Origin of the sequence: Bacillus suaedaesalsae (assembly GCF_016890225.1) — a bacterium.
In the GTDB taxonomy this organism is placed as follows: Bacteria; Bacillota; Bacilli; order Bacillales; family SA4; genus Bacillus_BS; species Bacillus_BS suaedaesalsae.
On sequence record NZ_JAFELM010000029.1, the window covers coordinates 14,712 to 41,180 of the forward strand.

A 26,469-nucleotide genomic window follows, 5' to 3' on the forward strand; every position below is an offset into this window, starting at 1 on the left:
GTAGAACAATGACAGTTGAATGGGTTGCTGAAAGAAAATATGAAGATATCCTATATGAAACATACAAAGGTATTGCAAAGATTACCATTAACCGTCCTGAAGTAAGAAATGCTTTCCGTCCTAAAACAGTGATGGAGTTAATTGATGCGTTTGCTTATGCAAGAGATGATTCTAATGTTGGTGTAATCGTATTAGCGGGTGCTGGAGATGAGGCATTTTGCTCAGGTGGAGACCAAAAGGTACGAGGACATGGCGGTTATGTTGGAGAAGACGAAATTCCACGTTTAAATGTTCTAGATTTACAACGATTAATGCGTGTTATTCCAAAGCCGGTTATTGCGATGGTCTCAGGCTATGCAATTGGTGGAGGGCACGTATTACATGTCGTATGTGACTTAACGATTGCAGCAGACAATGCTATTTTTGGACAAACTGGACCTAAGGTTGGAAGCTTTGATGCTGGATACGGTTCAGGATACTTAGCTCGTATTATCGGTCATAAGAAGGCTAGAGAAATTTGGTTCTTATGTCGTCAATATAATGCACAAGAAGCATTAGATATGGGCTTAGTTAACACGGTTGTTCCACTTGATCAATTAGAAGCGGAAACAATCAAATGGTGTGAAGAGATGCTAGAAAAGAGCCCAACAGCTCTTCGCTTTATTAAAGCAGCAATGAATGCTGACACAGACGGCTTAGCTGGACTTCAACAATTTGCTGGTGATGCTACACTTCTTTACTACACTACAGAAGAAGCTAAAGAAGGTCGCGATGCATTCAAAGAGAAACGTCAACCTGACTTCGGCCAATTCCCACGTTTCCCTTGATCAACAGGACAAGCTAAAAGCTTGATGGACTTTCCATCAAGCTTTTTTTTATAGTACACTGGAAATATCAACAAATTAGTCTGTTTTCGCATAGATTGTTGTTCAAGGGCACCTATTACTGTTAAGATGGCCGGAGTTAGCAACAATGTTACGGAAAGAGACAAGATAATGAGGGATCACAATGAGTATTCAACAAACACCCAATTGGCTCATGCAACGAGCGTATTTGACGCCAGATCGAGTTGCATTACAAAAGGATAATCAACAACTAACATTTCAGCAATTACACGAAAATGTGTCAATCATCACGAAAAAACTTCATTGTTTAGGAATTAAAAAAGATGCAAGAGTTGCAATATTAGCTCCGAATAGCATTCAAATGGTGGAGCTTTTACACGCTTGTAAGTATATAGGTGTGATAACCGTATTACTAAATACTAGATTAACGACCCATGAGCTTGTTTGGCAGATTGAGGATGCTGATGTAGAAGCTGTTTTTGCTGACGGCAATTATTTTGATCTGTTAGGAGATTCATCTGCTAACGTCATTCCCCTCGAAGTGTTAAATGAAACACAACCGAAGGAAGATGGGCTGTGTATTCAAACTGAATTTGAATTAGGAAAACCTGATACCATTATGTACACATCTGGTACAACAGGTTCGCCAAAGGGAGTCATTCATACATATGGTAATCATTATTATAGTGCGGTTGGTTCTGCCTTAAATCTTGGATTACATCATCACGATGTTTGGTTAGCGTGTGTCCCTTTCTTTCATGTTAGTGGTTTGTCCATTTTAATGAAGAGTGTGATTTACGGAATGAAGGTAATTATACACGAAGGATTTGATCCAAAAGTAATCAATCATTCCATTCAAACAGAGAACGTAACCATGATTTCGTTAGTAAGTACAATGCTTCAACAAGTGTTAACTGACTTAAAAGAGTCAAATCAGACATATCCTGAAGCATTGCGTTGTGTGTTACTAGGAGGGGGACCTGCACCAAAGTCGCTTTTAGAACGAAGTAAAGAGCTAGGTATTCCTGTTTATCAAACGTACGGTATGACAGAGACGGCTTCACAAATTGTGACGTTATCACCTGAATACAGCTTAACCAAACTCGGTTCTGCGGGTAAGCCGTTATTTCATTCTCAAGTGAAAATCATGAACGAAGGAAAGATGCAGGAGTCTCTTCAACCGGGAGAGATCGTCGTAAAAGGACCTACTGTCACATCAGGGTATTATAAAAGAGAAGAAGCAACACTTGCTTCTATTCAAGATGGTTGGCTTTCAACAGGTGACATAGGCTATTTGGATGAGGATGGATTTTTGTTCGTCTTAGACAGAAGAAAAGATCTTATTATCTCTGGCGGAGAAAATATTTATCCTGCCGAAATCGAAAGTGTATTATTATCACATCTCTCTATCCAAGAAGCAGGAGTGATTGGTAAAGATGATGATAGATGGGGACAAGTCCCTGTGGCATTTGTTGTGGCAACGGGCATAACCGAGAGTGAAGTGAAGAAGTACTGCTTAGAACGATTAGCCAAATATAAAGTACCAGCAGAAGTTCGTTTCGTGACAGAGCTTCCGAGAAATGCAACGAATAAACTACAAAGACATAAGCTTCAAGAATATTTAAGGTGATGATAATGAATATAAAAAGTGTAACCATTTATCATATTGAGCTTAATCTTATCTCTCCGTTTGCTGCCAGTTATGGAGAAATGTCGACCCGGGAAGCACTTATCCTAGAAGTCATGGATGAAAGTGGCCAATCTGGCTTTGGAGAATGTGTGGCGTTTTCTTTGCCCTGGTATACAGAGGAAACTGTTAAAACAGCTTATCATATGTTGGAGGATTTCCTTATACCACTATTAAATAAAAAGACTTACTCTCATCCAGCTGAATTTGTTGCTGAAATGAAAATGTTCAAACGAAATAATATGGCAAAAGCATCACTTGAAGCAGCACTTTGGGATTTATATGGAAAGCAACAGGGAAAATCATTGTCAGAGCTTTGGGGTGGTACGAGGAAGGAAATTGAAGCGGGAGTTGTCGTGGGCTTAGGGACAATTGAAGAGATGACTAGCAACATTGAACAACATCTTGAAGAAGGCTATAAACGCTTCAAAGTAAAGATTAAACCAGGTTCAGACTTTGTTTTACTCAAACAGCTTAGAGAGAAGTTTCCCTCTTTACCTCTAATGGCTGATGCGAATTCTGCCTATACCTTGAAAGATATAGAGATGTTAAAAGCATTGGATGAGTTTAATTTGATGATGATTGAACAACCACTAGCCTCTGATGATTTGATTGATCATGCCGAGCTTCAAAGACAGATGACAACGCCGATATGTCTAGATGAAAGCATTATTTCAAGTGAGGATGCAAGAAAAGCTATTCAGTTAGGTAGTACGAAAGTGATTAATATTAAAATGGGACGTGTCGGTGGAGCGCTTGAAGCCATCAACATTCACGATATATGTAAGATAGCAGATGTACCCGTATGGTGTGGGGGAATGCTTGAAACAGGGATTTCACGAGCTCATAATATCGCATTAGCAAGTCTTCCACAATTTATCATTCCAGGGGATATTTCATCCTCATCTCGCTATTGGAAAAAAGATATTATACAACCAGAAGTAAAGGTCATCAATGGAAAGATAAAAGTACCTACCACACCAGGACTCGGTATCGAGGTTGATCAGGAACAATTACAACACTACTCGATCACTAAAAAAGCATACCAAATCACAACGTGATCGGTATGCTTTATCTTTATGTAATGCCTACGCTGAATACAGGTCATTTAACTTAATTAAATTTTCTTTATGTCTAGACAACCCACTACATATATTATTTGGGTTAAAGGCAACTGCCGAATCGTCTGTGAATACAATTTTAACGTTGCTAATATTGAATTGAAAAATAAACTGAGGTTATGCACAAGACCCATAACAATCACACACGAAAATGAAGAATTCCTTTTCACTTGTTATTTCGATGGAATATCTACCGTCCTTTATACAAAAGGTAGTGTCAGAGATGCCATAGCTGGAACTAAGTTTGAAGGTATAATCGTTGATGAAAGTACTCCTATAGTTTGGGAAGAACACAATTATTCCTATCTTAATTTATTGAAAGAAAAACGCTTTTCTATCCTATAATGTATTTCTGTTCATTACGTGATTTCTGATATGGCTACTTGTCATCTAATGACAGGCTGGGTTCAGATCATACTAATAGGGAAATCAGGAAAGGAACGTCACTCTTGAGCTAGAACTGAGTAAATTTCCTGAAAATAATGTTACTTTTCGATGCAAAATCGTATATAATTACATTTGGTATTATTTGTAATTTCTTGAGAGCAACACTAAAATTTATGCTTTGATATTAAAGGGAGGGTGAGTTGTGGGCGAGAGTTTTCTAAATGAAATACACTATATTAGAATTCCAGTTAACAACCTTGAACAATCTATAACATGGTATACAGAAGTTTTACAATTTAAACTTCGTTTTAACCAAAAGGATTTGGCTGTATTAGCACTTAAATCAGGACCTCTTTATGTATTAGTTAAGGCAGATCATGATTCAAGAGGACATTTTACAGTTAATGGGCTTCCTGAATTTTCAGTTGCCTTTACCACATCAAGAATTAGAGAATTCCACACATATTTAACCACAAAAAATGTTTCCTTAGAACCTATCCAAGAGGACCAAGGTCATAACTTTTTTTATTTTTTTGATCCAAGTGGAAATAAACTCCAAGTACACAATTAAAAGGATAGATGAGCACAGGTAGTCTTTCCTGTTCATCTATCCTTTTCTTTTACATATTAAATTTAATGGTATTTAATTATTTTCTAGGCTTAATAAGGACTGAAATATAGGTCGTACACTATTAAATACTTTTTTCTTCGTTGTTTTGTGAAGAAGAAGCATCCTCAGCTGCGGCCACTTCATTGTTCATAGAATTGGCTGGGTTCTCAGCAGGAACAACCACCTTTTCCTCACGTATGATCGTATGTGTATTCCCTCTGTTTACAGCGTCTGTAAGTAATTTAGTCACATCCAAGCCTGTCATTTCTTTTAGAGGCTCTTGTATTTGAGCCATTGTCTGTGTAATGGACTTTCCGAAAGAGCTTACTCCATTTCCATCACCAGTATCAATAATCTTAACAGATTCGATATTAGAAAGAGGGGCAGCAATTTCTCTTGCGTATAGAGGTAACATTTCAATAAGTTTTTCAATAATGATTACTTCACCATGTTCAGCAATTGCTTGAGCTAGTAATCGCTTTGCTTCAGCTTCAGCTTTACCTTTTCGCTCAATAACTTCAGCCTCAACTAAACCTTCTTTACGCTTAATTTCAGCCTTTGTATCTCCATCTATTTTAGCCTTATTCGCTTCAGCTTCTGCATTCTTAATTGTCTCGTAATAATCAGCATCAGCTCTTGCTTTTCTTACCTTTGCTTCTTCTTCTTCAAGCTTAACTTGTCGTTCACGCTCTAAATGTTTAATACGTAATTCTTCCTCTTTACGTTGAGCTTCTAATTTGAGTGTTTCTTCTTGTACTTTTTTATCTAGGATGGTTTTTTCTAATGCATAAGCCTGTTCCGATTTTGCTCTAGCTCTTTCTGTTTCTTCCTTATTTGCTGCTTCTTTAAGGTCTACTTCTTTTCTAGTTTCAGATATTTCAATTTGACGTTGATATTCCTGTTCTTTCGCTTCTTTATCAGACTCAGCACGCTTAATTCTTGTAATTTTATCTGATTCCGCCTCAGCAGTTTCGGCTAATTGACGTACATGTGCAATACGAGGACGGCCTAGATTCTCTAAATAGCCATTCGTTTCGTCTGCATCAAGTAAGTCAGTGAGTCCTAACGAAGTAATTTTGAATCCCATTTCATCAAGTTGTTTTTGAGCTATTTTCTGAACATCTGCATTAAATTTTTCTCGGTCTTCATTAATCTCCTCTACTGTTAACTTGGACAAGATTGCTCGAAGATTTGCATTTAAAACTTCCGAAATTTCACTTTCAATTTCATTTTGCTTCTTTCCTAAAAATTGCTCTGCATAGATTGCAATTCCTTTTAACGTATCAGCTACTTTTACCATCGCAACTGCATCAGCAACGATCGGAACCCCTCCAGATGTGTAAACACGAGGTGTAGTTAATTTTAATTGAAAGGAGGTCAAATCAACAGGGGTGTGAGTTTGATGCATGCGTAATAAATGGCCTCCACCTCTAATTATCTTCATTGAACGTCCTTCTTCATCTGTAAAGATATTTGTTTCCTTATCAGGATTTCCTAACTTTGGACCAGCAATAATTAGTGCTTGGTTTGATTTAGCGGTCTTATATCGGAGCTTCATGTAAAACCACCAAAAAATCCCTCCAATTGCAGCTAACACTAACACTGGTATTAGAAACATAACAAATTTCAACAACTCCATTATCATTCTCCTTTCAAGAAACTAAATTTAAAATGGTCATAGCACATGGAATAATTATTGCATATTAAGGAAGATTTGGATATTACTAGGTAAATATTTTGTTTGTTTGTGAGAGAAGAAGTCTTCTCTTGAATCTGTCTATAACGTTAAGATACGATTCCTATTCATGAGACTACTATCTACTGCCCACTTAACTTTCTAGTGCTTAGCTACTACAACAACTATTACGATACAGTCTCAATAAAAGTTTCAAATTTATTAAGTATATTTGTATGTGGTATGAGAAGTAGATGGATCAAATTCATGTTACGAAAGAGTTTAAACCATTGCCATTCCCCAAAAAAAAGAGGGAAAGGCTTATTTAACTTCCCTTAAGCCTTTCCCCTCGATGATATCCTGGACACCTTCTTCACAAACTCCATATGACCGCCATGAACAAGTTTCACACACCGTTTGAATGTCAGTTGGGACGACTGATCTTCGAATGTGTGACTCTATTTCTTCCCATTTAATAACTTGTCCAATTTCAAGTCCTATTCTCTGTAAAATAACCGCATCTCGCTCATAGATGTTTTCATCCAGGCAGTGATATTCCCCAGAGTTTGGGTATTTTTCACATAATTGGTCTGGCCCTTTTACAAGTTGGACTTTAATTTGGGGGTTTTCTCTCAGCTTCTGATGAATACGAGTCATATTTTCCACGTATTCCTCGGAATACCCCATTCCTCGATAGCCTAAAAGGCAAAAGAGATGATGTCCTCGAAGTTTATACATGATAGCCCTCCATTCAATTTCGTTTCAATGTAAACTAAATCTAATTTGTAGTTAACAATACACATATAAATTTTATCACATCCTTGATAAAAACTAGAATAGTAGAAGATGAACTTGGAATTATAATTTAGAGTTCAGCCATTTTTTCTATATTTACAGATTTATTCATTGACAAATATTAGTTAGGACTATAAATTTTGTATTAAGGAAACTTTTTGTTATTAGCGCATAAGTTAGTCGTATAGGAAAGTGTATTTTTTTAGTTTAAAAGTTGCACTAGGTAAAAACTTGTTTCCTAGGACAAAAGAGGAGGTAAAAGAGATGAAATTGTTTATTAGCTTATTTATCATGTTTGGATTATTTATTACAGGGTGTTCAACGCCTACTGACACAAAGGAAAAAAAGGATGTTATTACGGTTACTACTACAACAGGACAAATTAAAGATGCGGTAGTGAACGTTGGAGGCGAGCATGTTGAAGTTGAATCACTAATGGGACCAGGTGTGGATCCTCATCTTTACCAAGCATCTCAAGGAGATATTCGAAAGCTAACGGAAGCTGAGATTATTTTCTACAATGGACTTCATTTAGAAGGAAAAATGGGAGAAATCTTTGAAAAAATGTCTAAAAATAAGCCAACTGTTCCAATAGGTGAAAGAATTCCTGAAGATAAATTGATTAAGGTTGATTCAACGTATTCCGATCCACATATATGGTTTAATATTGATCATTGGATAGTAGTCGTGGTAGGGATCGAGGAAGAGTTATCAAAGCTATCACCAGAACATGAACAGCAATTTAAACAAAATGCTGAAAAGTATATCGCTGAATTAAAGGAATTAAAGAAATATGCAACCAATCAAATGAACTCCATTCCAAAGGAACAAAGAATTTTAGTCACAGCACATGATGCATTTGCTTATTTCGGAAATGCATACTCAATGGAAGTAAGAGGGCTTCAAGGCCTTAGTACAGATTCTGAATATGGATTAAAAGATGTACAGGATTTAGTTGATCTTCTTGTAGATAGACAAATCAAAGCAGTGTTTATTGAAACTAGTATTTCGGAACGTTCTATCCAAGCAATTGTAGAGGGAGCCATGAAGAAGGGGCATACAGTCAAGATTGGTGGAGAATTATTCAGTGATGCAATGGGCGATAACGGAACAGAAGAAGGTACGTATATCGGGATGTATAAACATAACGTTGATACAATTGTTCAAGCTTTAAAATAGGAGGAAAAGAATGGAACCAATAAAGGTTGAAAATGTAACAGTCGCTTATAGAAAAAAACCAGTGTTACAGGATATTAGCTTTACTGTTCCGGAAGGAAAGTTGATAGGAATTATTGGTCCCAACGGAGCGGGAAAATCAACATTGATTAAGGCTATGTTAGGGTTAATTCCGAAAGCATCTGGAACGGTATCTATTTATGATAAACCATATACGAAACAACGAAAGCTAGTCGGTTATGTACCTCAAAGAGGATCAGTAGATTGGGATTTTCCTACAAACTCTTTAGATGTTGTGTTAATGGGGAGATATGGTCACATTGGATGGTTCAAAAGACCAGGTAAAAAGGACATCGAGTATGCGTTAGAATGTCTAGATAAAGTCGGGATGAAGGAATTTGCTAACCGGCAAATTAGTCAGTTGTCGGGTGGACAACAGCAGCGAGTGTTTTTAGCTCGGGCTCTTGCACAAGATGCAACAGTATATTTAATGGATGAACCGTTTGTAGGGGTAGATGCAGCTACAGAAAAGGCAATCATTTCACTGTTAAATGAACTAAAAGCACAAGGGAAAACAGTGTTAGTTGTTCACCACGATTTGCAAACGGTAAAAGAATATTTTGACTGGGTACTGCTTTTAAATCTACGTAAGATTGCGATAGGTCCTACAGAAGAAGTATTCACAGTCGATCATTTGCAAAAGACGTACGGTGGTAGACTTGCATTTTTAGATCAAACGAAATTATAGAAAGGAGGGAGTGGAATATGTTAGATACGTTAATTTCTTTACTACAAGATTCAAACACACAATGGGTACTCCTCGGCACAATGTTACTAGGATTGGCAAGTGGTGTATTAGGTAGTTTTGCATTATTGAAGAAACAAAGTTTAATAGGTGATGCGATGGCACATGCAGCTCTTCCAGGTATTTGTTTGGCATTTCTTATTACAGGAGAAAAATCAATACTGGCCTTTATGATAGGTGCTGTTGTGTTAGGCTATCTTGCTAGTTTTTTGATTACGAGCATTACGAAGCATTCTAGAATAAAAGAAGATACAGCAATTGGACTTGTGTTGTCTGTCTTTTTTGGAATCGGTATTGTCCTGTTAACATACATTGCGGGTTTAAATAATGGAAATCAAACAGGATTGGATGATTTCATATTTGGGCAGGCTGCTTCATTAATTGGAACAGATGTTACGATGATGATGATCATATCGGGAGTACTACTTGTTACGACATTTCTATTATTTAAAGAGTTAAAGCTTATAACGTTTGATGCACAATTTGCTCAAGGAATTGGTTTGCCTGTCAGTCTACTAAATGGACTATTAATGCTATTAATTGTTAGTGCAGTCGTTATTGGTTTACAAGCAGTAGGGGTTGTGTTGATGTCTGCGATGCTCATTACTCCAGCAATTAGCGCTAGATACTGGACTGATCGTCTAGACTTCATGGTCATCATTTCTGGTAGCATTGGAGCAATATCTGGAATGGTAGGAACTTTATTAAGTACAGTTGCAAATGGAATGCCAACCGGACCACTTATAATCGTGGCTGCGACTTTTATTTTTCTAGTTTCTTTAGTCTTTTCACCGAAACGAGGTTTAGTGACAAAAGCAATGCGTTATTATAAACTTCGGAAAATAACCGAGAGACAACAAGTACTACAAGAGATATACCAGAAAATTGAGGGGATCGACCATGATAGCATGGTTCAGCTATCAACAATTGGTGGCAAGGGTAGGGCAATAAATGCACTAATCAAACAAGGTTTGCTTCAAAATGTAGGAGATGACTCTATTAAACTTACAAGTAAAGGACTTCATGCAGCTTATGAAATTGTATTGAATAATCGATTGATGGAAGTTTATTTGATGAATGAAATGAGATTTGCACACCTGCAAATTCCAGAAGACCGAACTTTATCATTCCTGGATATTCCTAAAAGAGAACAGAGTGAGCTATTAAACTTACTCTACAGCTATGGTAGAAGTCCCAAACTAGTGCCAGTTCAAAACGGGTACCACAATGGAGGCGTAACTCATGAGTTATGATGTTTGGATTATCATTACAGGTGCTCTCGTCGGAATTTCTTGTGGAATGGTTGGGTGCTTTTTAATACTAAGAAAAATGGCAATGCTTGCAGATGCTATAAGCCACACCGTTTTACTTGGAATCGTGGGTGCTTTTCTTGTAAGTCATTCGTTATCAGGAGTATCCATGCTAGTAGGAGCGTTAATTGTTGGCTTATTAACGGCTTATTTTGTACAACTGTTAGATCAAAGTGGTGTTCAAACAGATGCAGCAATAGGGATTGTTTTTACTTCACTATTTGCATTAGGCGTCATTCTTATTTCACTTTTCGCTGATCAGGTTCATATTGATGTAGATCATGCGTTAATGGGGGAAATTGCGTTTGTTCCTTGGGATACGATTATGTTGTTCGGGTTCATGATACCAAAAGCAGTTCTTTTATTAAGTGTTGTGTTCATTTTGAATCTGTTCTTAATACTGTTGTTTTATAAAGAACTTAAACTATGTTCATTTGATGCACAAATGGCGTTAGCTTTAGGTATTCCAGTAATGGTCATACACTATTTATTAATGGGAATGGTCTCCTTATCAACTGTTGCGTCCTTCGATGCAGTAGGAGCCATTTTAGTTGTAGCCATGCTCATTGCTCCAGGTGCGACAGCGTATCTCTTAACCGATAAATTAAATCGAATGCTCATCATCAGCGGAGGAGTTGGGTTAATGTCAGCAATTGGCGGTTATTATATTGCTTATCTACTAAACGTTTCGATAGCAGGCTCAATGGCGATGACAGCAGGTATTTTATTTACAGTAACATTCATTTTTTCACCAACACATGGAATAGTGGCAAAATATCTCAATCAACACAAATTGAAAAATCATCTCGAAGGATAAAATCTTATTGGTTTTATCCTCTTTTTTACATTTATGTAACAGTTATTACACGGCTTTTTATAAAGTTTTCAGAAGCTTGATTTATATAAGCAAGTGTAGGCTTTATTTCAACCAAACAAATGACTTAGATATATAAGCCCAGATGTAAAAAATGCAACGTTATTCAGCACAACATTGCTTTTAAAACGGCTATATAACCGTTGTCTCTTCCCTCTCTTTTTCCAAAAGTCATCGAGATGTAAAAGAGCTGTAACCTTGAAAATCTCCACTTTTAGTAAAATATTCATAGAGGAAAAAGGGGGGTTTTTATGGAAAATTCAATCTTAAATTATGAAGACCTAATGGATATGTTAGATGACCTACTGCGAGAGCCAAAGCCATTTTGGGAAAGCTTTTATGAAGATAGGACGAAGGACATTCCGTTTTTTCAAGTAAAGGGTCCTGATGAAAATTTAGTAGACTATTTTGAAAGAGAACTCGAACCAAGAAAAGTTTTAGACTTAGGGTGTGGACCAGGAAGAAATGCCATTTATATGGCTAAAAAAGGCTGTATAGTAGATGCAATAGACATCTCTGAAAAAGCAATTGAGTGGGCAAACGAACGAGCTATTGAAGAGGGCGTAAATATCAACTTATTTTGTAATTCCTTATTTGATTTTGAATTCGAAGAACATTCCTACGACTTTATTTATGATTCTGGTTTATTTCATCACCTAGCACCTCATCGTCGTTTAACGTACATTGAAATAATAAAGAAATTATTGAAGGTTAATGGTAAATACGGACTTGTTTGTTTCAATACAGATGGAGCAGTAGATACACCTGATTGGAACGTATATAAGGAGCGTAGTTTAAAAGGTGGAATCGGTTATACAGAGAAGCGGTTAAAGGAGGTTTTTGAAGAAGATTTTAACATTATTGAATTTAGAAAAATGAAAGATATCGCACAACCATCTGATCGATTTGGATATGGATTTTTGTGGATAGCATTAATGGAAAGGCTCTGTTAAAGTACAATTTAGATTTTTAAAATTTTGTTGATTGCAGTGGAAGGCGGCGACTCCTGCGGGATATCCGGCGTGTCCAGGTGAGACCCCACAGGAGCGAATCAACAATCAAGTTTAACAGAGCCAATGAAAAATGGAATTTGATCAGTTTTATCTTGCATACTTAGTGGATCCAACAGGTCTTGGATTTGGCCTGATTGAAAACAAATAATTCCCATCACTTTGGGTATAATACGCGTAAAAAGATTTAAGGATGATGGGAATGAAATATTGTGCAATTTTACTTTCAATCATGGGTATGCTGTCCTCTAGTATCATTGTACATGCTGAATCAGAAGATACGCCGGAGCCTTTTGAAGTCATATACCCAGAAATAGGCTATACAACCATTGATGAGGCTGTCAGTGAATTTGAAAAGTACTTTAAGGAAGATGTCCAATTACCAACACGAATTCCACCGATTCCTTTTACTCATGCGTTTGGTAGATATTCAAACCTGAAGGATGGGATGAATGTATCGTTAGAGGTTAAGTACATACATGATATGAAGCCGGAAAACCACTTTAAGATTGACGTTCGATCAATTAAAAACAAAATACAGTTTCGAGATACACTTATTTTGAATACATACGTACTTAGAAATGGAAATAAAGCTGAATATATTTCGCATACACATTTTAATTTGCTCGTATTTGAACAGAATAATTGGCAATATATCTTGAGTGTAGATAAACGAATAGCAGAAGAAATAAATGGAGATGTATTAACATCTATCGCAAATTCAATTGGTGTATTAGCGGAAAATAAAAAAATTCATTAATTTAGGACTCCTTTTTTGAAGGGTCCTTTTTTTATTTAAATGTCCATCAATTCTAGAATTTTATGAATCTATGAAAATTTTACTATTTTCTACAAATTATTTAAGGTATTATTAATAATGGATTTATGAAAGCCTTTACATTTTTAAGGGGGAAAGAACTATGACACATGTTCGTACACTGAATTTAAAAGATTATACTTATGGCAACAGCAATGAGCGTAAAATATTTGCAGAAGAATTCGTTGCTGGCTTAAAAGAAACAGGATTTATTATTTTAGAAGGACACGGTGTTGATCCAAATCTGATTGAAAGAAATTATGAGATTTGGCAAAAATTCTTTGCTTTAGATACTGAAACAAAGAAGAAATATGAAAGTGTTCTTGGGGGAGCACGTGGGTACACAGGCTTTGGTAAAGAGCATGCTAAAAACCGTACTGTTGGTGATTTGAAAGAATTCTTCCATGTTGGACAAGAGCTACCAGTTGGACACCCACTTTCAGGTGAATACCCTGAAAATTTATGGCCGGAAGAAGTAGAAGATATGCGTAAGCTTGCATTAAACTTCTATCGCGGACTTGAGCGTGTAGCAAATAACATGCTTGAAGCACTTGCTCTCGAGATGGATTTACGTTTGAATTTCTTCTCAGACATGATTAAAGACGGAAACAGCATTTTACGTGCTATTCATTATCCTGCTTTAGATGATTCAATGGACCCTAATGCTATTCGTGCAGGTGAGCATGAAGACATCAACTTAATTACTCTACTAGTTGAATCAACAGCATCTGGACTTCAACTACTGACTCGTGATGGTGAGTGGATCGATGTTAAGGCGGAAAAAGGACAAATTATAGTGGATGCTGGAGATATGCTATCAAGAATTACAAACGAAGTAATTCCTGCTACAACTCACCGTGTAGTGAATCCAAAAGGTGAGAATACTTCACGTTACTCTATGCCATTTTTTGTACATCCATATAGCAGTTATTTACTGGAAACTATTCCTTCATGCATTTCTGAAGAAAATCCAGAAAAATATCCTGCCATTACAGCAGGCGATTTCTTATATGAACGCCTAGTTGAAATCGGATTAATTAAAAAATAATTTACAAAACCATCATTTTTCATTATGAAATCTGATGGTTTTTTCATAGCCGAAAGAAAGTTCAGTTAAAGAGCCGAAAAATATGTAATAACGAGGAAAATGATTTATAATAGTATGGTATATTGTAGTTAATTACTTTACTTTCGTTATGTTTATAATCTTTAAAATATAGAGGTGTGGAATATGCAAAAAGCAACAGATGAAAACAAAGTGGGAACAACTTATAGCCGTACAAATCCATATCAGGCAAAAGTTCTAAAAAAGGAAAATCTAAATAAAAGTGGATCTAATAAAGAAACACTTCATATTGAATTATCTTTACATGAATCAGGACTTACGTATGATTCAGGTGATTGTTTAGGAATTCTCCCAGAAAATGATCCTGAATTAGTAGCAGTTCTTATTGAGGAAATGAAATGGGATGAGAATGAACTAGTGGCAATCAACAAAAGTGGTGATACTCTTCCATTAAAAGAAGCACTTACAACACATTTTGAAATTACGTTATTAACAAAAAAAATCGTACAACAAGCTGCGACATTCACTGATAATGAAGAGTTACAAAAACTTATTGCTGTTGAAAATGCAGCTGAGCTAAAAGAGTACATGAATGGTCGTGATTTGCTTGATTTATTACGTGACTTTGGTCCATGGAATGCATCTAGCAAAGATATCGTATCTTTATTAAGAAAAATGCCACCACGTTTATATTCAATTGCAAGTAGTATTAAAGCGAATCCTGGTGAAGTGCATTTAACAATTGGGGCTGTTCGTTACAATTCTCATGGACGTGAACGTAAAGGAGTTTGTTCTGTAGAATGTTCAGAGCGTGTGTTTGAAGGAGATGTACTTCCTGTATTTATCCAACAAAACAAACATTTCAACCTACCAGAATCACGTGAAGTAGATATCATTATGGTTGGACCTGGTACAGGTATCGCTCCATTCCGTTCATTCTTACAAGATCGTTCGATTGAAGAGGGAACAGGCAGATCATGGTTATTTTTCGGAGACCAACGTTCGGCAACAGACTTCTTATATGAAGAAGAGTTAGAACAATATGTAAAAGATGGCGTATTAGCAAATCTTGATGTTGCGTTCTCTCGTGATTCAGAGCAAAAAGTTTACGTACAACACAAAATGCTTGAAAAGAGCACAGAATTATTTAATTGGATTGATAATGGCGCGTTCTTCTATGTATGTGGAGACAAAGAATATATGGCAAAGGATGTACACGAAACATTACTTGCTATTATTGCAAAAGAAGGTAACATGAGTGCTGAAGAGGCTGAAAGCTACCTAAGCGCGATGCAAAAAGAAAAACGCTACCAACGTGACGTATATTAATGTTTTTTCGGAGATTGGGACACCCCAGTCTCCTTTTTCAATGTAAAAATGAGGGTAATATAGTTCGTGGACACAGCTTAGTTAAGTTCTTTAGTAGAGTTTGTATGAACATTAAATTTTATATATTTTAAAAACTTGTCATCAAAATAGACCAAGATATTGAGATTATGAGATTGTTTATTTCACGAAACCAGAATAATAATGTGTTGAAAAAGTAGTCGAAAAGCAACATTATTTTCAAAAAAATTTTGTTACCAAAAAAGACATTAATAAAAGGCCGGTAAGACCGGCCTCCTTGAATTCTATTTAGCTATTAGTTTTAGTATCTTACAGCATCATTTGAATTGATTATTCCATATCTAGAATTCGATCCAGTTCCAGATACTGGGTCAGCCGTTAGCTCGATTGCTTGGCGAACCTGTACATTGCTGCGTCCTTGGCCTTTTAATAGTGCTGCTAGACCAGCTACATAAGGAGAAGCCATTGAAGTTCCTGACAGATATACGTAACGGTTCCCTGGATAAGTAGAGGCAATGTCTACACCTGGAGCTACTACATCTACCCATGTACCATAGTTAGAGAAAGATGCTTTTCTGTTTGAGCTGTCAACTGCACCAACGGCAATAACATTTGTGTAAGAAGCAGGCTCAAAAGTAGTGCTTACATTATCATTTCCAGCAGCAGCAACTAGAACAACTCCCTTGTTATACGCATAGTTAACAGCATCTTGAAGAGTGGTCGTTGAACAATCACATCCAAGTGACATGTTGATTACTTCAGCTCCAGCGTCAGCAGCATAACGAATACCATTTGCAATATTTGCTAAGGAACCGCTTCCATTTGCATCCAGAACACGAACCGCTAAAATTTTTGTATTAGGGGCTGTACCAGCAATCCCAGTTCCATTGTTTGTTTCAGCAGCCGCAATCCCTGCAACGTGAGTACCATGACCATTTAAATCCATCGGATAATAATCACCATCAACGAAGTCGTAACCTCTAATCGTTTTACCATCTAGATCCGGATGTGTATAGTCAACACCTGAATCAAGAATAGCAATCTCCTGGCCACTGCTGCCTCTTGTTACGTCCCAAGCTAAGTTTGTATAAGTAGTCTTAATACCATATTGATAACCATTATAATAAGTATCATTTGGTGTCCATGTTGCATTAAAGATATAATTCGGTTCAGCATATTCTACGTTCGGGTCTTTCTCTAACTTCTTCAAAGCTTTTTCAACATCCTTAACTTTTAAAACTTTGAAATCAGACTTGTCGTTACCTTCTGGTAAAACTTCAGCTTCAACACTTTGTAGAGCGGTTGCCTCTACAGATGTAGCTGTACTGTCCTTAAATTTAACGATTAATTCACCACTTTTGTACTTATTCTTTTCGAATTTCACTTTCTCAATCGTAATCTTTTCAGGGTCCTTTTCCTTTGCACCAACAGGTGAGCTTAATAATGGAAAGAGGGCAAGAGATACAGCAAGTGACATGGTAACCAGTTTCTTAATTTTCATAACTTCCTCCTTAAATTTTAGTCACTGTTAATGTATTAGAGTGCTAGAATTTAAATGTTTGGGAAAATCATAGAAAAAAGAGTGGATTAAAGGGGATTTTAGGATAGAAATTTCCCAAGTGAAGATTCTTCTATTTTGTGGTATTGTAGATATGTTTGTTTTTCAGTAGGAGGAGTTTATTTATTTCTTTGGTATTTGGAAGTGCTATTGGAGTGTATAGCAGAAACTTGCAAAGTGAATTATGTGATAACAATAAAACTATGCTTTGATCAAAGCATAGTTACATAACTTCTTTTGAAATAATGGTCTCAGTTGAGGACCAGGGAATTAATGAGTTATACTTTAATTAAATAAAGTGATAAAGCATTTGAGTGAAAAAGGGAGACGGTATTTATGGTGGAGCTAAAATACTTTGAACGTTCTGATTTCAAACAACTTATAAATTGGATTCATTCACCCGCATTCTTACTTCAATGGGGCGGTCCAGGGTTTACTTACCCCTTAAATGATACTCAATTAGAAAAGTATATTGAAAATGCCAATAATGAAAACTCAGAGAATAGGGTTTATAAAGTAATTGATAATGAAACTGGTGAGACTATTGGTCATATCTCTTTGAATAAAATTGATAGAAAAAACAAATCAGCTCGAGTTGGAAAAGTATTAGTCGGTGATAAAAACACAAGAGGTAAAGGAATTGGGCAGCAAATGATTAATGAAATCCTAAAGATTGCATTTAATGAACTTCAACTACATAGAGTTAGTCTCGGGGTATTTGACTTTAATACTTCCGCCATCACCTGTTACGAAAATGCAGGATTTATAAAAGAAGGTTTACTCCGAGATTCAAGAAAATATGGTGATGAGTATTGGAGTTTATGGGAAATGAGTATTTTAGAAAACGAATGGTTTGAAACCAAAAACATTTAGTCTGTTTCAGTGAACCAGGGATCTAGCTACAACACCTCATTTCATATTAGACATAAAGGATATTTACCTATTTCTTGTACTTTAGTTCAGATAGTGAAGAAGGATAATTTTTCCTTACGTAGAATAACTATTAAGAACCATCCTTGTTTGTAAAAATAAGTAAGGTTCTTTTTTCTTATTCCTTTTTATAGTATGTAAGTTAGGTGGTGTTACGATGAATACGTTCATATATTTGGTAAGACATGGTGACTCACCAAAAGTTGGGGATGAAAGAACCAGAGGGTTAACTTAATTAGGAGAAATAGAAGCATATCGAGTAGCAGAACTTTTAAAAACGGAGGAGATTAACGTTGTTATATCCAGTCCATACATACGTTCAATACTAACTGTTGAAAAGTTAGCTAATGAAATTGGACAAGATGTATTGGTGTATGAGGACCTTAAAGAGAGAATTTTTTCTACTGAAGCTAACAGGATAAGTGATAAGGAATTAATTCCTTTACTAGAAGAGTCTTTTTCTAATCCAAACTTCTCTCTAAAAGGAGCAGAGTCTAATGCTGCTTGTCAGGAACGAGCTATAAAAGTTTTATATGAGTTACTTGTTACCTATCGTGGAAGTAGAGTGGTGATAGGGACCCATGGTGCTGTCATGACGTTAATAATGAATTATTTTGACAAAAGATACGATCTGAATTTTCTATTAAGTACATCTAAACCAGACATATATAAAATGGAGTTTATAAATCATGATTTACTAAAAGTTGAAAGACTATGGAACCGTTTATGAGAAAATTGTTTCTTAAGGACAAGAATGTATGAACGGAAGGAAGATACAAAGCGGGGGAAAGAAATGATTGATTTTGGCTGGCTTAATGTGGGTAGTCTCGTGTTAGGACTAATTGCTTGGATACTTCCTATTCTTAAACTAACGCGTAACAATAAACAGGAAAATAATAATTGGATTGTTTTCTCTATTATGAGCATAAGTGCATGTGCTGTTTCGCTATGTTTCCAGATTCTTTATACGTATCATCTGGTTAAGATTAAAGATTGGGGTGCTCTTTCGGACACAACGTCTGCTGTGGCATTCGCCGCAACAGTTCTCCTACTCGTTACCATTACATTAAATGCTTTCACTTTAGTTGTATATCGTAACAGAATAGCTAAGTAGGGTACCAATACTGAGGAGAATAAAATGATCATATCAAGATTAATGTTAAAATTCTTTTTCTTTGAAGCAGTGTTTTTAATAATATCAGGATTAATCTTTATTTTAAATCTTATCTTTTGGATTGATAATGGGTTTGCCCAGAGTGTACTCAATATCTACATCGGTCCTTCATCAATTCCGATAATTATCTTTCTTGGCATCATGATTATTTCAGTATTATTATTTGCGATAATATTGCATAAAAAAATAAAAGGTCTGAAAGAACTTTATAAAACACGAGATATCAAAATAGCATATGTGTTTACTCTCATAGTGCATTTGGCTATTATTGGTATATCAGTAATCGTTATTCCCAAGCTTCCAGATGGAATGGACTCTGTTTTACCTATATTATTTTGTACTTGCTTAATTTTAATTTTTACAATACTACTTTTTTCCTTTTTCATAAGCTTTAAAAAAGATTTTAAAGAAAACAGTAACTTTTAAGAGAAAACGAAAATTGTGATGAATAAGTAACCTCAAAAGATAACCACTTTCCAATGAAGGAGAGTGGTTTTACTTATAGAAATATACTTATATCTACTTATTTTTAATAGATTTCATTGAAGAAGGGATAATGATTTATGCTCTACGATAATCAAAAAAAAACGATAACTACAAATCGACTTCTACTAAGACTTTTTCAAAAAACTGATGCAAATACTGTTACAAAACTTTGTAATAACTATAATATTTATAAAAATACATTGTATCTCCCTTATCCATACTCTATAGACGATGCATTATCGTGGATTGAACATCACGTTGAAAATTCTAATCGTAATAAATTATATGAATTTGCTATTACAGATAAGAGAAGCGGAACATTATATGGAGCAATTGCGCTATCTCACAACCAAAAGTTTAACAATGGTGAAATAGCCTATTGGATTGGTGAAGAATTTTGGGGAAAGGGATATGCAACAGAGGCAGCGGAAGCTATTTTACAATTTGCATTTTACGAAAAACAATATCATAAAGTATTTGCTCGTTACTTTAATTCAAACCCTGCTTCGGGAAGAGTTATGCAAAAATTAGGCATGATTAAAGAAGGTGTTTTAATTGACCATGTGAGGAAAGAAGATCGATATGAAGATCTGATTCATTATGGGATTATTAATTCAAGTGCAAAGTGAATCTAGCTTTCTTCTTTAGCAAAAGGTCAAAAGAGTTGAATTATAGATATAAATAGGAGGTAATCATGTCAATTGAAGCTATTAAGGTAATTGAAGAGTATCGTTCAGTCCTTAACAAAAGTGATGTGAATGAAGTGAATACGTGGATTTCAGATGATTTTATTGGATATTTTGGGTATTACAATGATAGAGATTACGAGATTTATAACGGGGACTCATATAAAAAATCAAACGTGGAAACATTTAATTCGTACAAAGGTAAAAACCCACAATGGGAATATAATGATTTAACTCATAATTTCCGGTCAGAAAAAGAAATTATCCTTTCATCCATTATCACTTTTTATTTATCAGGTGAAAAAGTAGCAAGTGCTTTGGCTATGGAAATATTTAAAAAGGAACAAGACGGCTGGAAATTATATAGGCAACATATGGAGAGATATTCCTCTTACTAGGTGGGTTGTATTAACAGGATAAATGCTTTTTTCTAATAGTATAACTATGAGCGAATCTAGTAAAAGGAGAAAAGATAATGGATAATTGGTTGTTTGTTTTCATCATAACTTTTATCGGGAGCTTTGTTCTGGTATATGGATTAGGGTCTATTATTGGTGGAGATAATATTGAATTCATTTATTTACTTTTGTTTATTATTCAATTTTCATTTATTACGACAATACTATTTCATATACTACATAAAGTGAAAATGTTAGAAAAAAAGGAGAATCATAAAGAGTAAACATTTTATCTTTTTCGAATAAAATCAACAATAATTCAACTTCTTGCTATGGGGAACAAAAATTTCGGACAAACGGGCAATTAACCCAATTATTGTTGTAAAAGTAACAGAGTCACCAATTCCAAAACTCACCCCCATAATGAATTCAGAGAATGGATTTTGAAAATCGATTGGTTCGTACAAATTTAGAAGTGAAATAATTGATAATATCAAGAATGGTTGGCCAATAACAAAAAGCTTAATCAATCAATTTTCCAAAATACTTTTTTCAATAACAAGACCAATAGGCTTTATCTATGGTTTTATGCTTGTAGGAATGTTTATCATATTTTGTAGTGCTTAAATATATGGATTTCTTTTTTTTGAAAGATTATATCTTTTAACAGACCATTATATTGGTCATAATCAACAAACGGGGAGTCAGGTATTTTTGGGGAGGTGAGTATTATTAATAGTAAGAAAATATTTCTGTATTTAATTTTATGTTTATCATTTATAGCCATTATATTTTTTGTGTTTTTTGGATCAACCTCTCTAGAATCTGCTATTCAGAAAAAATGGCATGAAAAAATTGAGGTTATATCAGATGAGCATGTTAATAATCTTGTGTTATTCAAAGAAAAGAAAACAAATTTAATTGTAGTAAATACATATACTGAAAAGTATGGTCTATATTCATATAATAATGATACGGAAGAACCATTGATAAGTTTAGATGAAGAGGGTAATCCTAAAACCTTTGTAAAAGTGACAGATATAAGAGGCGTAGGGAATGTTTTATGGGGATATATTGTAGGTGATGAAGAAATAGCAAGAGTTGATGCTACCTTTAATAGCACTGATGGAAGAGGTTTTTCATATGAAAGTACCGTTCTAAATAACGGTATATTAATTGCGTTACCAAAGGAATATAAACATGTTGATTTTTCGAATGATGAATGGGAAATAAAAACTAGCTTTTTAGATAAAAAGGGTAAGATTATAGGAACATATAAACTGTTGTACTAAGCTATGCAGATTTTACTAAATTGAATAAGAGTATTATATCTGAGCATTGATCCAAGAAGGATTAATGCTTTTTTAATTGAATACTAATAGTTACCAAACGATATAGTTTAGTTGAAAATAGATGGGAGAATAAGGTGAGTAAAAAATTATTATTATATAGTTGTATTGTAATTTTTATTATTGCTATTTGGTTAATGTATCTACAAATAACTGATGATACTTACGAAGGAATGTCTATTATTCCAGAGCAACACAATGATATTCCTCTATTTAAAGGGTTAAAGCCTACTAGTCATCAATATGTTATGAAGGGCAATCATTGGGAGGATATATATGAATTTTACATGGGAAAACTCCCTTCTCTTGGTTGGAAGGTTGAATATGAACAGTCAGCGTTAGATGATACGGATATTTGTCTTTTGGAAATACCTTTATAACTCTTATCGTTTTATTTGTTATATACGCATTTATTTATATTATTTCTGAGGCTTTGTTTGCTTTATTTGTAGGAAAGAAGAATATGGAAATTAATAGTTTTTGGCCATTTGCATTAGCTGCTGCAATCGTCGCTACAGTAAATACATTTGTATTATAAAAGCAGTTATATGTTTTTTTCACTAAAGGAGAAGCTTAGTTGAATAACAAACTTTCATTGGGAACACTAAAATGAGGTGATTACAATGAAAAGATTCATTGTTTATATAATGGCATTTCTTATTGTTATGTCTCCTTATAAAGCAAGGGCAATAAATGATGGCTTTGATATAGTTGCAGAGTCAAACAAAGAGGATATTACCTTATACGCTAAAAGAATGAATGGATTATATTATAGTTTCAAACTTGATTTTAAGGGTACGGTTTACTCAAGACCATTTTGGATAAGCGTTGCTAATAATCCTGCTTTTGCTCCACAAGTTATCTATGAAGACATTAATCAAGATAAAAAGAAAGAGTTAATCGTTATTTTAAACAAAGGATACGGTACTGGTGTTTCGTTAGAAGATGCATATGTGTTTGAAACTGATTCCAATCGCTTTAGCGAGGTGCTGGTTGATAATCCTCAAGCAATAATATTAAAGAATGCTAAAACTAGCTTAACTCCAATTGAAGCACAAATAACTATTGGAGAGAGCCAAAATGTTATAGACATTAGTCCAGTTGGATTCAAGCCCGAGAATATATTTAACGATATTTCGTTTGGCAGCATTACTACATATGAAGTAGTAAATAATCAACTCATTGTTAAGTTGGCTGCACAAGTTTCACCAGCTCATTTTATTGGTGAAGTTATTATTACCTATGAGTATCGTGACAAAATGTATCAAGCAAAATCAATTGAATTCAAAGAGTACCATTTTTAAGTAACGGGTTACTAAGTTTTATTGTTTTTACTGATATATGCAGCAAATTTAGCAGTACACTAATAAAATAATAAGGGTTTACTTTAGTAATTTAAGGTATATTATATTCGTTGAATATATTCTCTTTGAAGACAAGAAAAGTAGGTGAACAAGTGGGAAAATATCAATTGGATACCAAAGGTCAGGTAGCTGTGACAAAGTTTCATGAAAAACAGAAACCTGCCAAATTTGATAAGAAGCAGCAACTTGAAAAAATACGTGCGGAGTATCTGAAAAAGAAGCAAAAACAAACAGATTAATAATATGAATGAAAACATAGGAAGATTAAAATATCCCTATGTTTTTCTTATTCGAAGTTCTTTTTTATTGATGAATAGAGTTTATTATTCCCATAAATTTCAGATTCGGTGACAAAAAACTCGTCAAGATATCCATACCTCACTAAAAATTTCAGAAGCAGAATCAATAGACCAGCCTTTATTTTGATACACCAGTAATCTACAGTAGATATTTTTAAATGTTATCAGGAAATAAAATGTTGCAAGTTGCAAGGTCAATGAAATAATTTATAGAACTAACGGGTTGTTATTCTTCGTAACGGAAAGTTTAGTTAAAAAAGAGATGTTATATATACAACATCTCTTTTTATTATTTTAGTGATTTTGAATCTAATTCAGTTTTGATATTCCACAAAGAAGCTTTAATTAAAGAGAGTAGGGATTGTTGCAATACTATCAGTAAGCGATACCTACACGTGATTTTATATAATCGCTTGCTTTTATCTGTTTAAATGTAAATTCTGCTGTATCCGGTACGGATATTTTAGCTCCACCCTCTGGCAAAAAGTTTCTTTCTATTCGATACTTGCCTACCCTTTCTCCATCCGGCAAGTAAGTAGGACAGACAATCGTCCAATCAAGGGTTGATTGTTTGAGCATATCGTAAACCTTATGATGTTCTTTTGCTGCACGGGTTGACTTCTGCTTTGATTCACTTGTTTGATAACGTAGAGAATTTGGCGTGGTTCTACTTTGTAGAATACCCGCAGTTCCTATAGTTATTATTCGATTTATACCTTCGTTTTCCATTGCTTCGATAATAAGTGGCATACTTTCAGATAGTGTGGTTGTGCCATCAGTATTGAGTGCACTAATAACTACATCAATCCTTTGCATTGCACGTACTATATCATCTTTATTTAAAACATTCCCTTGTATAATGGTTAGATTTTCATTAATTAATTTAATTTTTTCTGGAGTGCGAACTAGTACAGTAACATGATTTCTGTCATTCAGGGCATAAGTAACCATTTGACTTCCAACACGCCCAGTTGCACCAAAAACTAAAATATTCATAAAAATAAGGCTCCTTTTTTAATACTAGTATTTTACTATAAAAGTTATTTTATTGTCTTGATCAATTACCGGATGAGTTTATCCAAAGCAGGAGTAACCAGACTTTTTGTAGAATTACCTTATTGAGCTACCATGAAAATTAATCGCTGTAATATCAAAAAAAGGCATTACTAAATTAGACGCAGCTCAGTCAATTTTTTTAAAACGAGAGCGCCGACATAGTGTTTTATCTGATGATAGTTGACTAGTTTAAGATACTTTAGGTTCTTGTATAGAGACGATGTATCCCAATCCTTCGAGTCTCCGAAGTGAATGATTTACAATTGATTGCTGTCTCTGTTTGTCAAAATAGTCTTCGCCTAGATCTACATACATTTCTTTACGAGTTAAAAGGTAATAGGCTATTCTCATCATGGCATGTGCAACTACAATACCAGCGCGTTTCCTGCCTTTTCTCGAGGCTGTTCGCCTATACAATGCTCCTAGATAGTTCTTCGAACCTTTTACTGAATGAGCTGCTTCTGTTAATGCTGATCTTAAATATTTGTTGCCCTTTTTTGTTTTTGCTGATTTTCTTTTCCCAGCACTCTCGTTATGACCTGGTACTAAACCAGCCCATGAACACATATGTGGTGCAGTTGGAAATTGATTTTTAACGTCAGTTCCTACTTCAGACATGATTTGCTCAGCCATTCTTCTTGCTATACCAGGAATAGAATCTAATCGTTCAATATCTTCTTGATAAGTGTTCATTCTTTCTGCAATCTCAGAATCAAGCATATCTATTTGATCTGTTAAAAAATCAATATGTTTTAAAATAGTTTTCAGCATTAGTCGCTGATGTGAGCTAACGTATCCTTTTAGCGCTAATTCTAACTCTTCCTTTTTCTTTTTCATTGATCGACGAGCGAAGTTTGCAAGTATTTCGGGATTATCTTCACCATCTGCGATTGCGTTAAGCATATCTCTAGCTGATACTCCCATAATATCTGACACAACTGATCCTAACTTAATATTCGCTCCTTCCAACACTTTTTGAATGCGATTGTGTTGCCTGGCACGTTCTTCAATAATGCTTCGACGATAACGAACGAGCTCACGTAATTCACGTTGATTTCGATCAGGAATATAACTAGCTTTAATCAGTCCGTGCCGCAGAAGCTTAGCTATCCATTCAGCATCCTTAACATCAGTTTTACGTCCTGGAACTGCCTTCATATGCTGTGCATTGACAACTAAAAACTCAATATCCTCAGCTTCTAGTAAATTCACAATAGGCTTCCAGTAAACACTTGTGCTTTCCATGGCAACATGTGTGCATTTGTACTGTTTAATCCAGTCAACTAGTTGGATCAAAAACACAGTCTTAGTTGAAAAAGTTTGAATCTCCTTCCCTTGTGGTGTGATAATACATGCAGTAATGTTGTCCTTATGGACATCCATACCACAGGCTCTTTCAATAATTACATCCATTGAAATTTTTCCTTTCTACGGCGATTGTTAGAATTAGAGGCTGGTGCATCAACCAGAATAGGATTAATCTACCATGTGTGCTTCCCGTAAGGGAGCGACAATCAGTGGTGCACCGTGGTCGGTGGAGTCAGACTAAAGGATGGGCTCTAACGCACCAAACACAAACGACCTTCCTCTCCCAGCCGTAGAATCAGTATTGACAGTAAAAAACCATTTTCATTCTCTGTGGTG

The 26,469-nt window shown here is 35.1% G+C and carries 29 protein-coding genes and 2 pseudogenes; 26 read left to right on the plus strand and 5 right to left on the minus strand.

From position 1 onward, the window contains the following. Positions 1–8: 8 nt before the first annotated feature. The 5 genes from menB (at position 9) to JR050_RS10340 (ending at position 4,611) form a co-directional block, all read left to right on the plus strand. Positions 9–827, plus strand: a complete 819-nt coding sequence (gene menB, locus JR050_RS10320) for a 1,4-dihydroxy-2-naphthoyl-CoA synthase (protein ID WP_204203422.1) — start codon at positions 9–11, stop codon at positions 825–827. 181 nt (positions 828–1,008) lie between these two features. Beyond that, a complete protein-coding gene (locus JR050_RS10325) occupies positions 1,009–2,475 on the plus strand; it encodes an o-succinylbenzoate--CoA ligase (protein WP_204203423.1) in 1,467 nt (488 codons plus the stop codon). A 5-nt stretch (positions 2,476–2,480) separates the two neighbouring features. Further along, on the plus strand, positions 2,481–3,593 hold the full coding sequence (gene menC, locus JR050_RS10330; RefSeq protein ID WP_204203424.1) for an o-succinylbenzoate synthase: 1,113 nt from the start codon (positions 2,481–2,483) through the stop codon (positions 3,591–3,593). Positions 3,594–3,662: 69 nt separating this feature from the next. Beyond that, positions 3,663–3,998 (plus strand): DUF2711 family protein, encoded by a 336-nt coding sequence (locus tag JR050_RS20915; protein ID WP_488153829.1) that lies wholly within the window; start codon positions 3,663–3,665, stop codon positions 3,996–3,998. A 244-nt stretch (positions 3,999–4,242) separates the two neighbouring features. Then, positions 4,243–4,611 (plus strand): VOC family protein, encoded by a 369-nt coding sequence (locus JR050_RS10340; protein ID WP_204203426.1) that lies wholly within the window; start codon positions 4,243–4,245, stop codon positions 4,609–4,611. A 121-nt stretch (positions 4,612–4,732) separates the two neighbouring features. Here the strand turns inward: JR050_RS10340 and JR050_RS10345 are convergent, their stop codons facing one another. Then, positions 4,733–6,289 carry a flotillin family protein gene (locus JR050_RS10345; RefSeq protein ID WP_204203427.1) on the minus strand — a complete coding sequence of 519 codons (1,557 nt, stop codon included), beginning with the start codon at positions 6,287–6,289 and terminating at the stop codon, positions 4,733–4,735. Between the two features lie 357 nt (positions 6,290–6,646). After that, positions 6,647–7,063 carry a DUF1284 domain-containing protein gene (locus JR050_RS10350; RefSeq protein WP_204203428.1) on the minus strand — a complete coding sequence of 139 codons (417 nt, stop codon included), beginning with the start codon at positions 7,061–7,063 and terminating at the stop codon, positions 6,647–6,649. 321 nt (positions 7,064–7,384) lie between these two features. Here JR050_RS10350 and JR050_RS10355 point away from each other — a divergent pair, with 321 nt between their 5' ends. The 9 genes and pseudogenes from JR050_RS10355 (at position 7,385) to JR050_RS10390 (ending at position 15,507) form a co-directional block, all read left to right on the plus strand. Further along, positions 7,385–8,299 (plus strand): metal ABC transporter solute-binding protein, Zn/Mn family, encoded by a 915-nt coding sequence (locus tag JR050_RS10355; RefSeq protein ID WP_204203429.1) that lies wholly within the window; start codon positions 7,385–7,387, stop codon positions 8,297–8,299. A 10-nt stretch (positions 8,300–8,309) separates the two neighbouring features. Continuing rightward, a complete protein-coding gene (locus tag JR050_RS10360) occupies positions 8,310–9,044 on the plus strand; it encodes a metal ABC transporter ATP-binding protein (RefSeq protein ID WP_204203430.1) in 735 nt (244 codons plus the stop codon). Positions 9,045–9,061: 17 nt separating this feature from the next. Beyond that, positions 9,062–10,354: a metal ABC transporter permease gene (locus JR050_RS10365; protein WP_204203431.1), complete on the plus strand. Its 1,293-nt coding sequence runs from the start codon at positions 9,062–9,064 to the stop codon at positions 10,352–10,354. Then, positions 10,344–11,228 (plus strand): metal ABC transporter permease, encoded by an 885-nt coding sequence (locus JR050_RS10370; protein WP_204203432.1) that lies wholly within the window; start codon positions 10,344–10,346, stop codon positions 11,226–11,228. Before JR050_RS10365 ends, JR050_RS10370 begins: the two co-directional genes overlap by 11 nt. A gap of 308 nt (positions 11,229–11,536) precedes the next feature. Next, positions 11,537–12,238, plus strand: coding sequence for a class I SAM-dependent methyltransferase (locus JR050_RS10375; RefSeq protein WP_204203433.1), 702 nt, complete (start codon positions 11,537–11,539; stop codon positions 12,236–12,238). A 127-nt stretch (positions 12,239–12,365) separates the two neighbouring features. Then, positions 12,366–12,446 (plus strand): annotated as a pseudogene (locus JR050_RS20815) (VOC family protein); the annotation flags it as partial. A 51-nt stretch (positions 12,447–12,497) separates the two neighbouring features. Then, positions 12,498–13,055 carry a hypothetical protein gene (locus JR050_RS10380; RefSeq protein ID WP_239454271.1) on the plus strand — a complete coding sequence of 186 codons (558 nt, stop codon included), beginning with the start codon at positions 12,498–12,500 and terminating at the stop codon, positions 13,053–13,055. 160 nt (positions 13,056–13,215) lie between these two features. Next, positions 13,216–14,160 (plus strand): isopenicillin N synthase family dioxygenase, encoded by a 945-nt coding sequence (locus JR050_RS10385; RefSeq protein ID WP_204203435.1) that lies wholly within the window; start codon positions 13,216–13,218, stop codon positions 14,158–14,160. Positions 14,161–14,343: 183 nt separating this feature from the next. Further along, complete coding sequence (locus tag JR050_RS10390; protein WP_204203436.1) at positions 14,344–15,507, plus strand: sulfite reductase subunit alpha; 1,164 nt, start codon at positions 14,344–14,346, stop codon at positions 15,505–15,507. A gap of 319 nt (positions 15,508–15,826) precedes the next feature. Here JR050_RS10390 and JR050_RS10395 read toward each other — a convergent pair whose 3' ends face one another. Then, the gene (locus tag JR050_RS10395; protein ID WP_204203437.1) at positions 15,827–17,026 is read right to left on the minus strand and encodes a S8 family peptidase; all 1,200 of its coding nucleotides are present in this window, start codon (positions 17,024–17,026) and stop codon (positions 15,827–15,829) included. Positions 17,027–17,419: 393 nt separating this feature from the next. Between JR050_RS10395 and JR050_RS10400 the strand changes: the two genes are divergently transcribed. The 12 genes and pseudogenes from JR050_RS10400 (at position 17,420) to JR050_RS10455 (ending at position 23,709) form a co-directional block, all read left to right on the plus strand. After that, entirely contained in the window at positions 17,420–17,956 is a 537-nt protein-coding gene (locus JR050_RS10400; RefSeq protein ID WP_204203438.1) for a GNAT family N-acetyltransferase, read from the plus strand. A gap of 214 nt (positions 17,957–18,170) precedes the next feature. After that, positions 18,171–18,743 (plus strand): annotated as a pseudogene (locus JR050_RS10405) (histidine phosphatase family protein). Between the two features lie 24 nt (positions 18,744–18,767). Next, a complete protein-coding gene (locus JR050_RS10410; protein ID WP_239454273.1) occupies positions 18,768–19,127 on the plus strand; it encodes a hypothetical protein in 360 nt (119 codons plus the stop codon). A 24-nt stretch (positions 19,128–19,151) separates the two neighbouring features. Further along, the gene (locus JR050_RS10415; protein ID WP_204203439.1) at positions 19,152–19,613 is read left to right on the plus strand and encodes a hypothetical protein; all 462 of its coding nucleotides are present in this window, start codon (positions 19,152–19,154) and stop codon (positions 19,611–19,613) included. 137 nt (positions 19,614–19,750) lie between these two features. Then, positions 19,751–20,302 carry a GNAT family N-acetyltransferase gene (locus JR050_RS10420; RefSeq protein WP_204203440.1) on the plus strand — a complete coding sequence of 184 codons (552 nt, stop codon included), beginning with the start codon at positions 19,751–19,753 and terminating at the stop codon, positions 20,300–20,302. A 65-nt stretch (positions 20,303–20,367) separates the two neighbouring features. Further along, complete coding sequence (locus JR050_RS10425) at positions 20,368–20,757, plus strand: DUF4440 domain-containing protein (protein ID WP_204203441.1); 390 nt, start codon at positions 20,368–20,370, stop codon at positions 20,755–20,757. Positions 20,758–20,834: 77 nt separating this feature from the next. Beyond that, positions 20,835–21,041: a hypothetical protein gene (locus tag JR050_RS10430; protein WP_204203442.1), complete on the plus strand. Its 207-nt coding sequence runs from the start codon at positions 20,835–20,837 to the stop codon at positions 21,039–21,041. A gap of 438 nt (positions 21,042–21,479) precedes the next feature. Beyond that, entirely contained in the window at positions 21,480–22,049 is a 570-nt protein-coding gene (locus JR050_RS10435) for a hypothetical protein (protein WP_204203443.1), read from the plus strand. A 134-nt stretch (positions 22,050–22,183) separates the two neighbouring features. Continuing rightward, the gene (locus tag JR050_RS10440) at positions 22,184–22,486 is read left to right on the plus strand and encodes a hypothetical protein (protein WP_204203444.1); all 303 of its coding nucleotides are present in this window, start codon (positions 22,184–22,186) and stop codon (positions 22,484–22,486) included. Further along, positions 22,462–22,644: a hypothetical protein gene (locus JR050_RS10445; RefSeq protein WP_204203445.1), complete on the plus strand. Its 183-nt coding sequence runs from the start codon at positions 22,462–22,464 to the stop codon at positions 22,642–22,644. The genes JR050_RS10440 and JR050_RS10445 overlap by 25 nt, the downstream gene beginning before the upstream one ends. Before the next feature lie 85 nt (positions 22,645–22,729). After that, positions 22,730–23,410 carry a hypothetical protein gene (locus JR050_RS10450; protein ID WP_204203446.1) on the plus strand — a complete coding sequence of 227 codons (681 nt, stop codon included), beginning with the start codon at positions 22,730–22,732 and terminating at the stop codon, positions 23,408–23,410. Positions 23,411–23,562: 152 nt separating this feature from the next. Then, entirely contained in the window at positions 23,563–23,709 is a 147-nt protein-coding gene (locus tag JR050_RS10455; protein ID WP_204203447.1) for a hypothetical protein, read from the plus strand. Positions 23,710–24,144: 435 nt separating this feature from the next. Here the strand turns inward: JR050_RS10455 and JR050_RS10460 are convergent, their stop codons facing one another. Next, positions 24,145–24,765 (minus strand): NAD(P)-dependent oxidoreductase, encoded by a 621-nt coding sequence (locus JR050_RS10460; RefSeq protein ID WP_204203448.1) that lies wholly within the window; start codon positions 24,763–24,765, stop codon positions 24,145–24,147. 249 nt (positions 24,766–25,014) lie between these two features. Then, a complete protein-coding gene (locus tag JR050_RS10465) occupies positions 25,015–26,238 on the minus strand; it encodes an IS110 family RNA-guided transposase (RefSeq protein ID WP_204201714.1) in 1,224 nt (407 codons plus the stop codon). Positions 26,239–26,469 lie beyond the last annotated feature (231 nt).

Excerpts from the sequence above, each read along its gene's own strand:
- JR050_RS10460 (WP_204203448.1), bottom strand. The coding sequence starts at position 24,765 with ATGAATATTTTAGTTTTTGGTGCAACTGGGCGTGTTGGAAGTCAAATG.
- JR050_RS10355 (WP_204203429.1), top strand. The coding sequence starts at position 7,385 with ATGAAATTGTTTATTAGCTTATTTATCATGTTTGGATTATTTATTACA.
- JR050_RS10415 (WP_204203439.1), top strand. The coding sequence starts at position 19,152 with ATGATCATATCAAGATTAATGTTAAAATTCTTTTTCTTTGAAGCAGTG.
- JR050_RS20915 (WP_488153829.1), top strand. The coding sequence starts at position 3,663 with ATGTCTAGACAACCCACTACATATATTATTTGGGTTAAAGGCAACTGC.
- menB (WP_204203422.1), top strand. The coding sequence starts at position 9 with ATGACAGTTGAATGGGTTGCTGAAAGAAAATATGAAGATATCCTATAT.
- JR050_RS10390 (WP_204203436.1), top strand. The coding sequence starts at position 14,344 with ATGCAAAAAGCAACAGATGAAAACAAAGTGGGAACAACTTATAGCCGT.
- JR050_RS10465 (WP_204201714.1), bottom strand. The coding sequence starts at position 26,238 with ATGGATGTAATTATTGAAAGAGCCTGTGGTATGGATGTCCATAAGGAC.
- JR050_RS10450 (WP_204203446.1), top strand. The coding sequence starts at position 22,730 with ATGAAAAGATTCATTGTTTATATAATGGCATTTCTTATTGTTATGTCT.
- JR050_RS10425 (WP_204203441.1), top strand. The coding sequence starts at position 20,368 with ATGTCAATTGAAGCTATTAAGGTAATTGAAGAGTATCGTTCAGTCCTT.
- JR050_RS10430 (WP_204203442.1), top strand. The coding sequence starts at position 20,835 with ATGGATAATTGGTTGTTTGTTTTCATCATAACTTTTATCGGGAGCTTT.
- JR050_RS10385 (WP_204203435.1), top strand. The coding sequence starts at position 13,216 with ATGACACATGTTCGTACACTGAATTTAAAAGATTATACTTATGGCAAC.
- JR050_RS10345 (WP_204203427.1), bottom strand. The coding sequence starts at position 6,289 with ATGGAGTTGTTGAAATTTGTTATGTTTCTAATACCAGTGTTAGTGTTA.
- JR050_RS10375 (WP_204203433.1), top strand. The coding sequence starts at position 11,537 with ATGGAAAATTCAATCTTAAATTATGAAGACCTAATGGATATGTTAGAT.
- menC (WP_204203424.1), top strand. The coding sequence starts at position 2,481 with ATGAATATAAAAAGTGTAACCATTTATCATATTGAGCTTAATCTTATC.
- JR050_RS10325 (WP_204203423.1), top strand. The coding sequence starts at position 1,009 with ATGAGTATTCAACAAACACCCAATTGGCTCATGCAACGAGCGTATTTG.
- JR050_RS10380 (WP_239454271.1), top strand. The coding sequence starts at position 12,498 with ATGAAATATTGTGCAATTTTACTTTCAATCATGGGTATGCTGTCCTCT.
- JR050_RS10395 (WP_204203437.1), bottom strand. The coding sequence starts at position 17,026 with ATGAAAATTAAGAAACTGGTTACCATGTCACTTGCTGTATCTCTTGCC.
- JR050_RS10420 (WP_204203440.1), top strand. The coding sequence starts at position 19,751 with ATGCTCTACGATAATCAAAAAAAAACGATAACTACAAATCGACTTCTA.
- JR050_RS10360 (WP_204203430.1), top strand. The coding sequence starts at position 8,310 with ATGGAACCAATAAAGGTTGAAAATGTAACAGTCGCTTATAGAAAAAAA.
- JR050_RS10365 (WP_204203431.1), top strand. The coding sequence starts at position 9,062 with ATGTTAGATACGTTAATTTCTTTACTACAAGATTCAAACACACAATGG.
- JR050_RS10400 (WP_204203438.1), top strand. The coding sequence starts at position 17,420 with ATGGTGGAGCTAAAATACTTTGAACGTTCTGATTTCAAACAACTTATA.
- JR050_RS10410 (WP_239454273.1), top strand. The coding sequence starts at position 18,768 with ATGTATGAACGGAAGGAAGATACAAAGCGGGGGAAAGAAATGATTGAT.
- JR050_RS10350 (WP_204203428.1), bottom strand. The coding sequence starts at position 7,063 with ATGTATAAACTTCGAGGACATCATCTCTTTTGCCTTTTAGGCTATCGA.
- JR050_RS10370 (WP_204203432.1), top strand. The coding sequence starts at position 10,344 with ATGAGTTATGATGTTTGGATTATCATTACAGGTGCTCTCGTCGGAATT.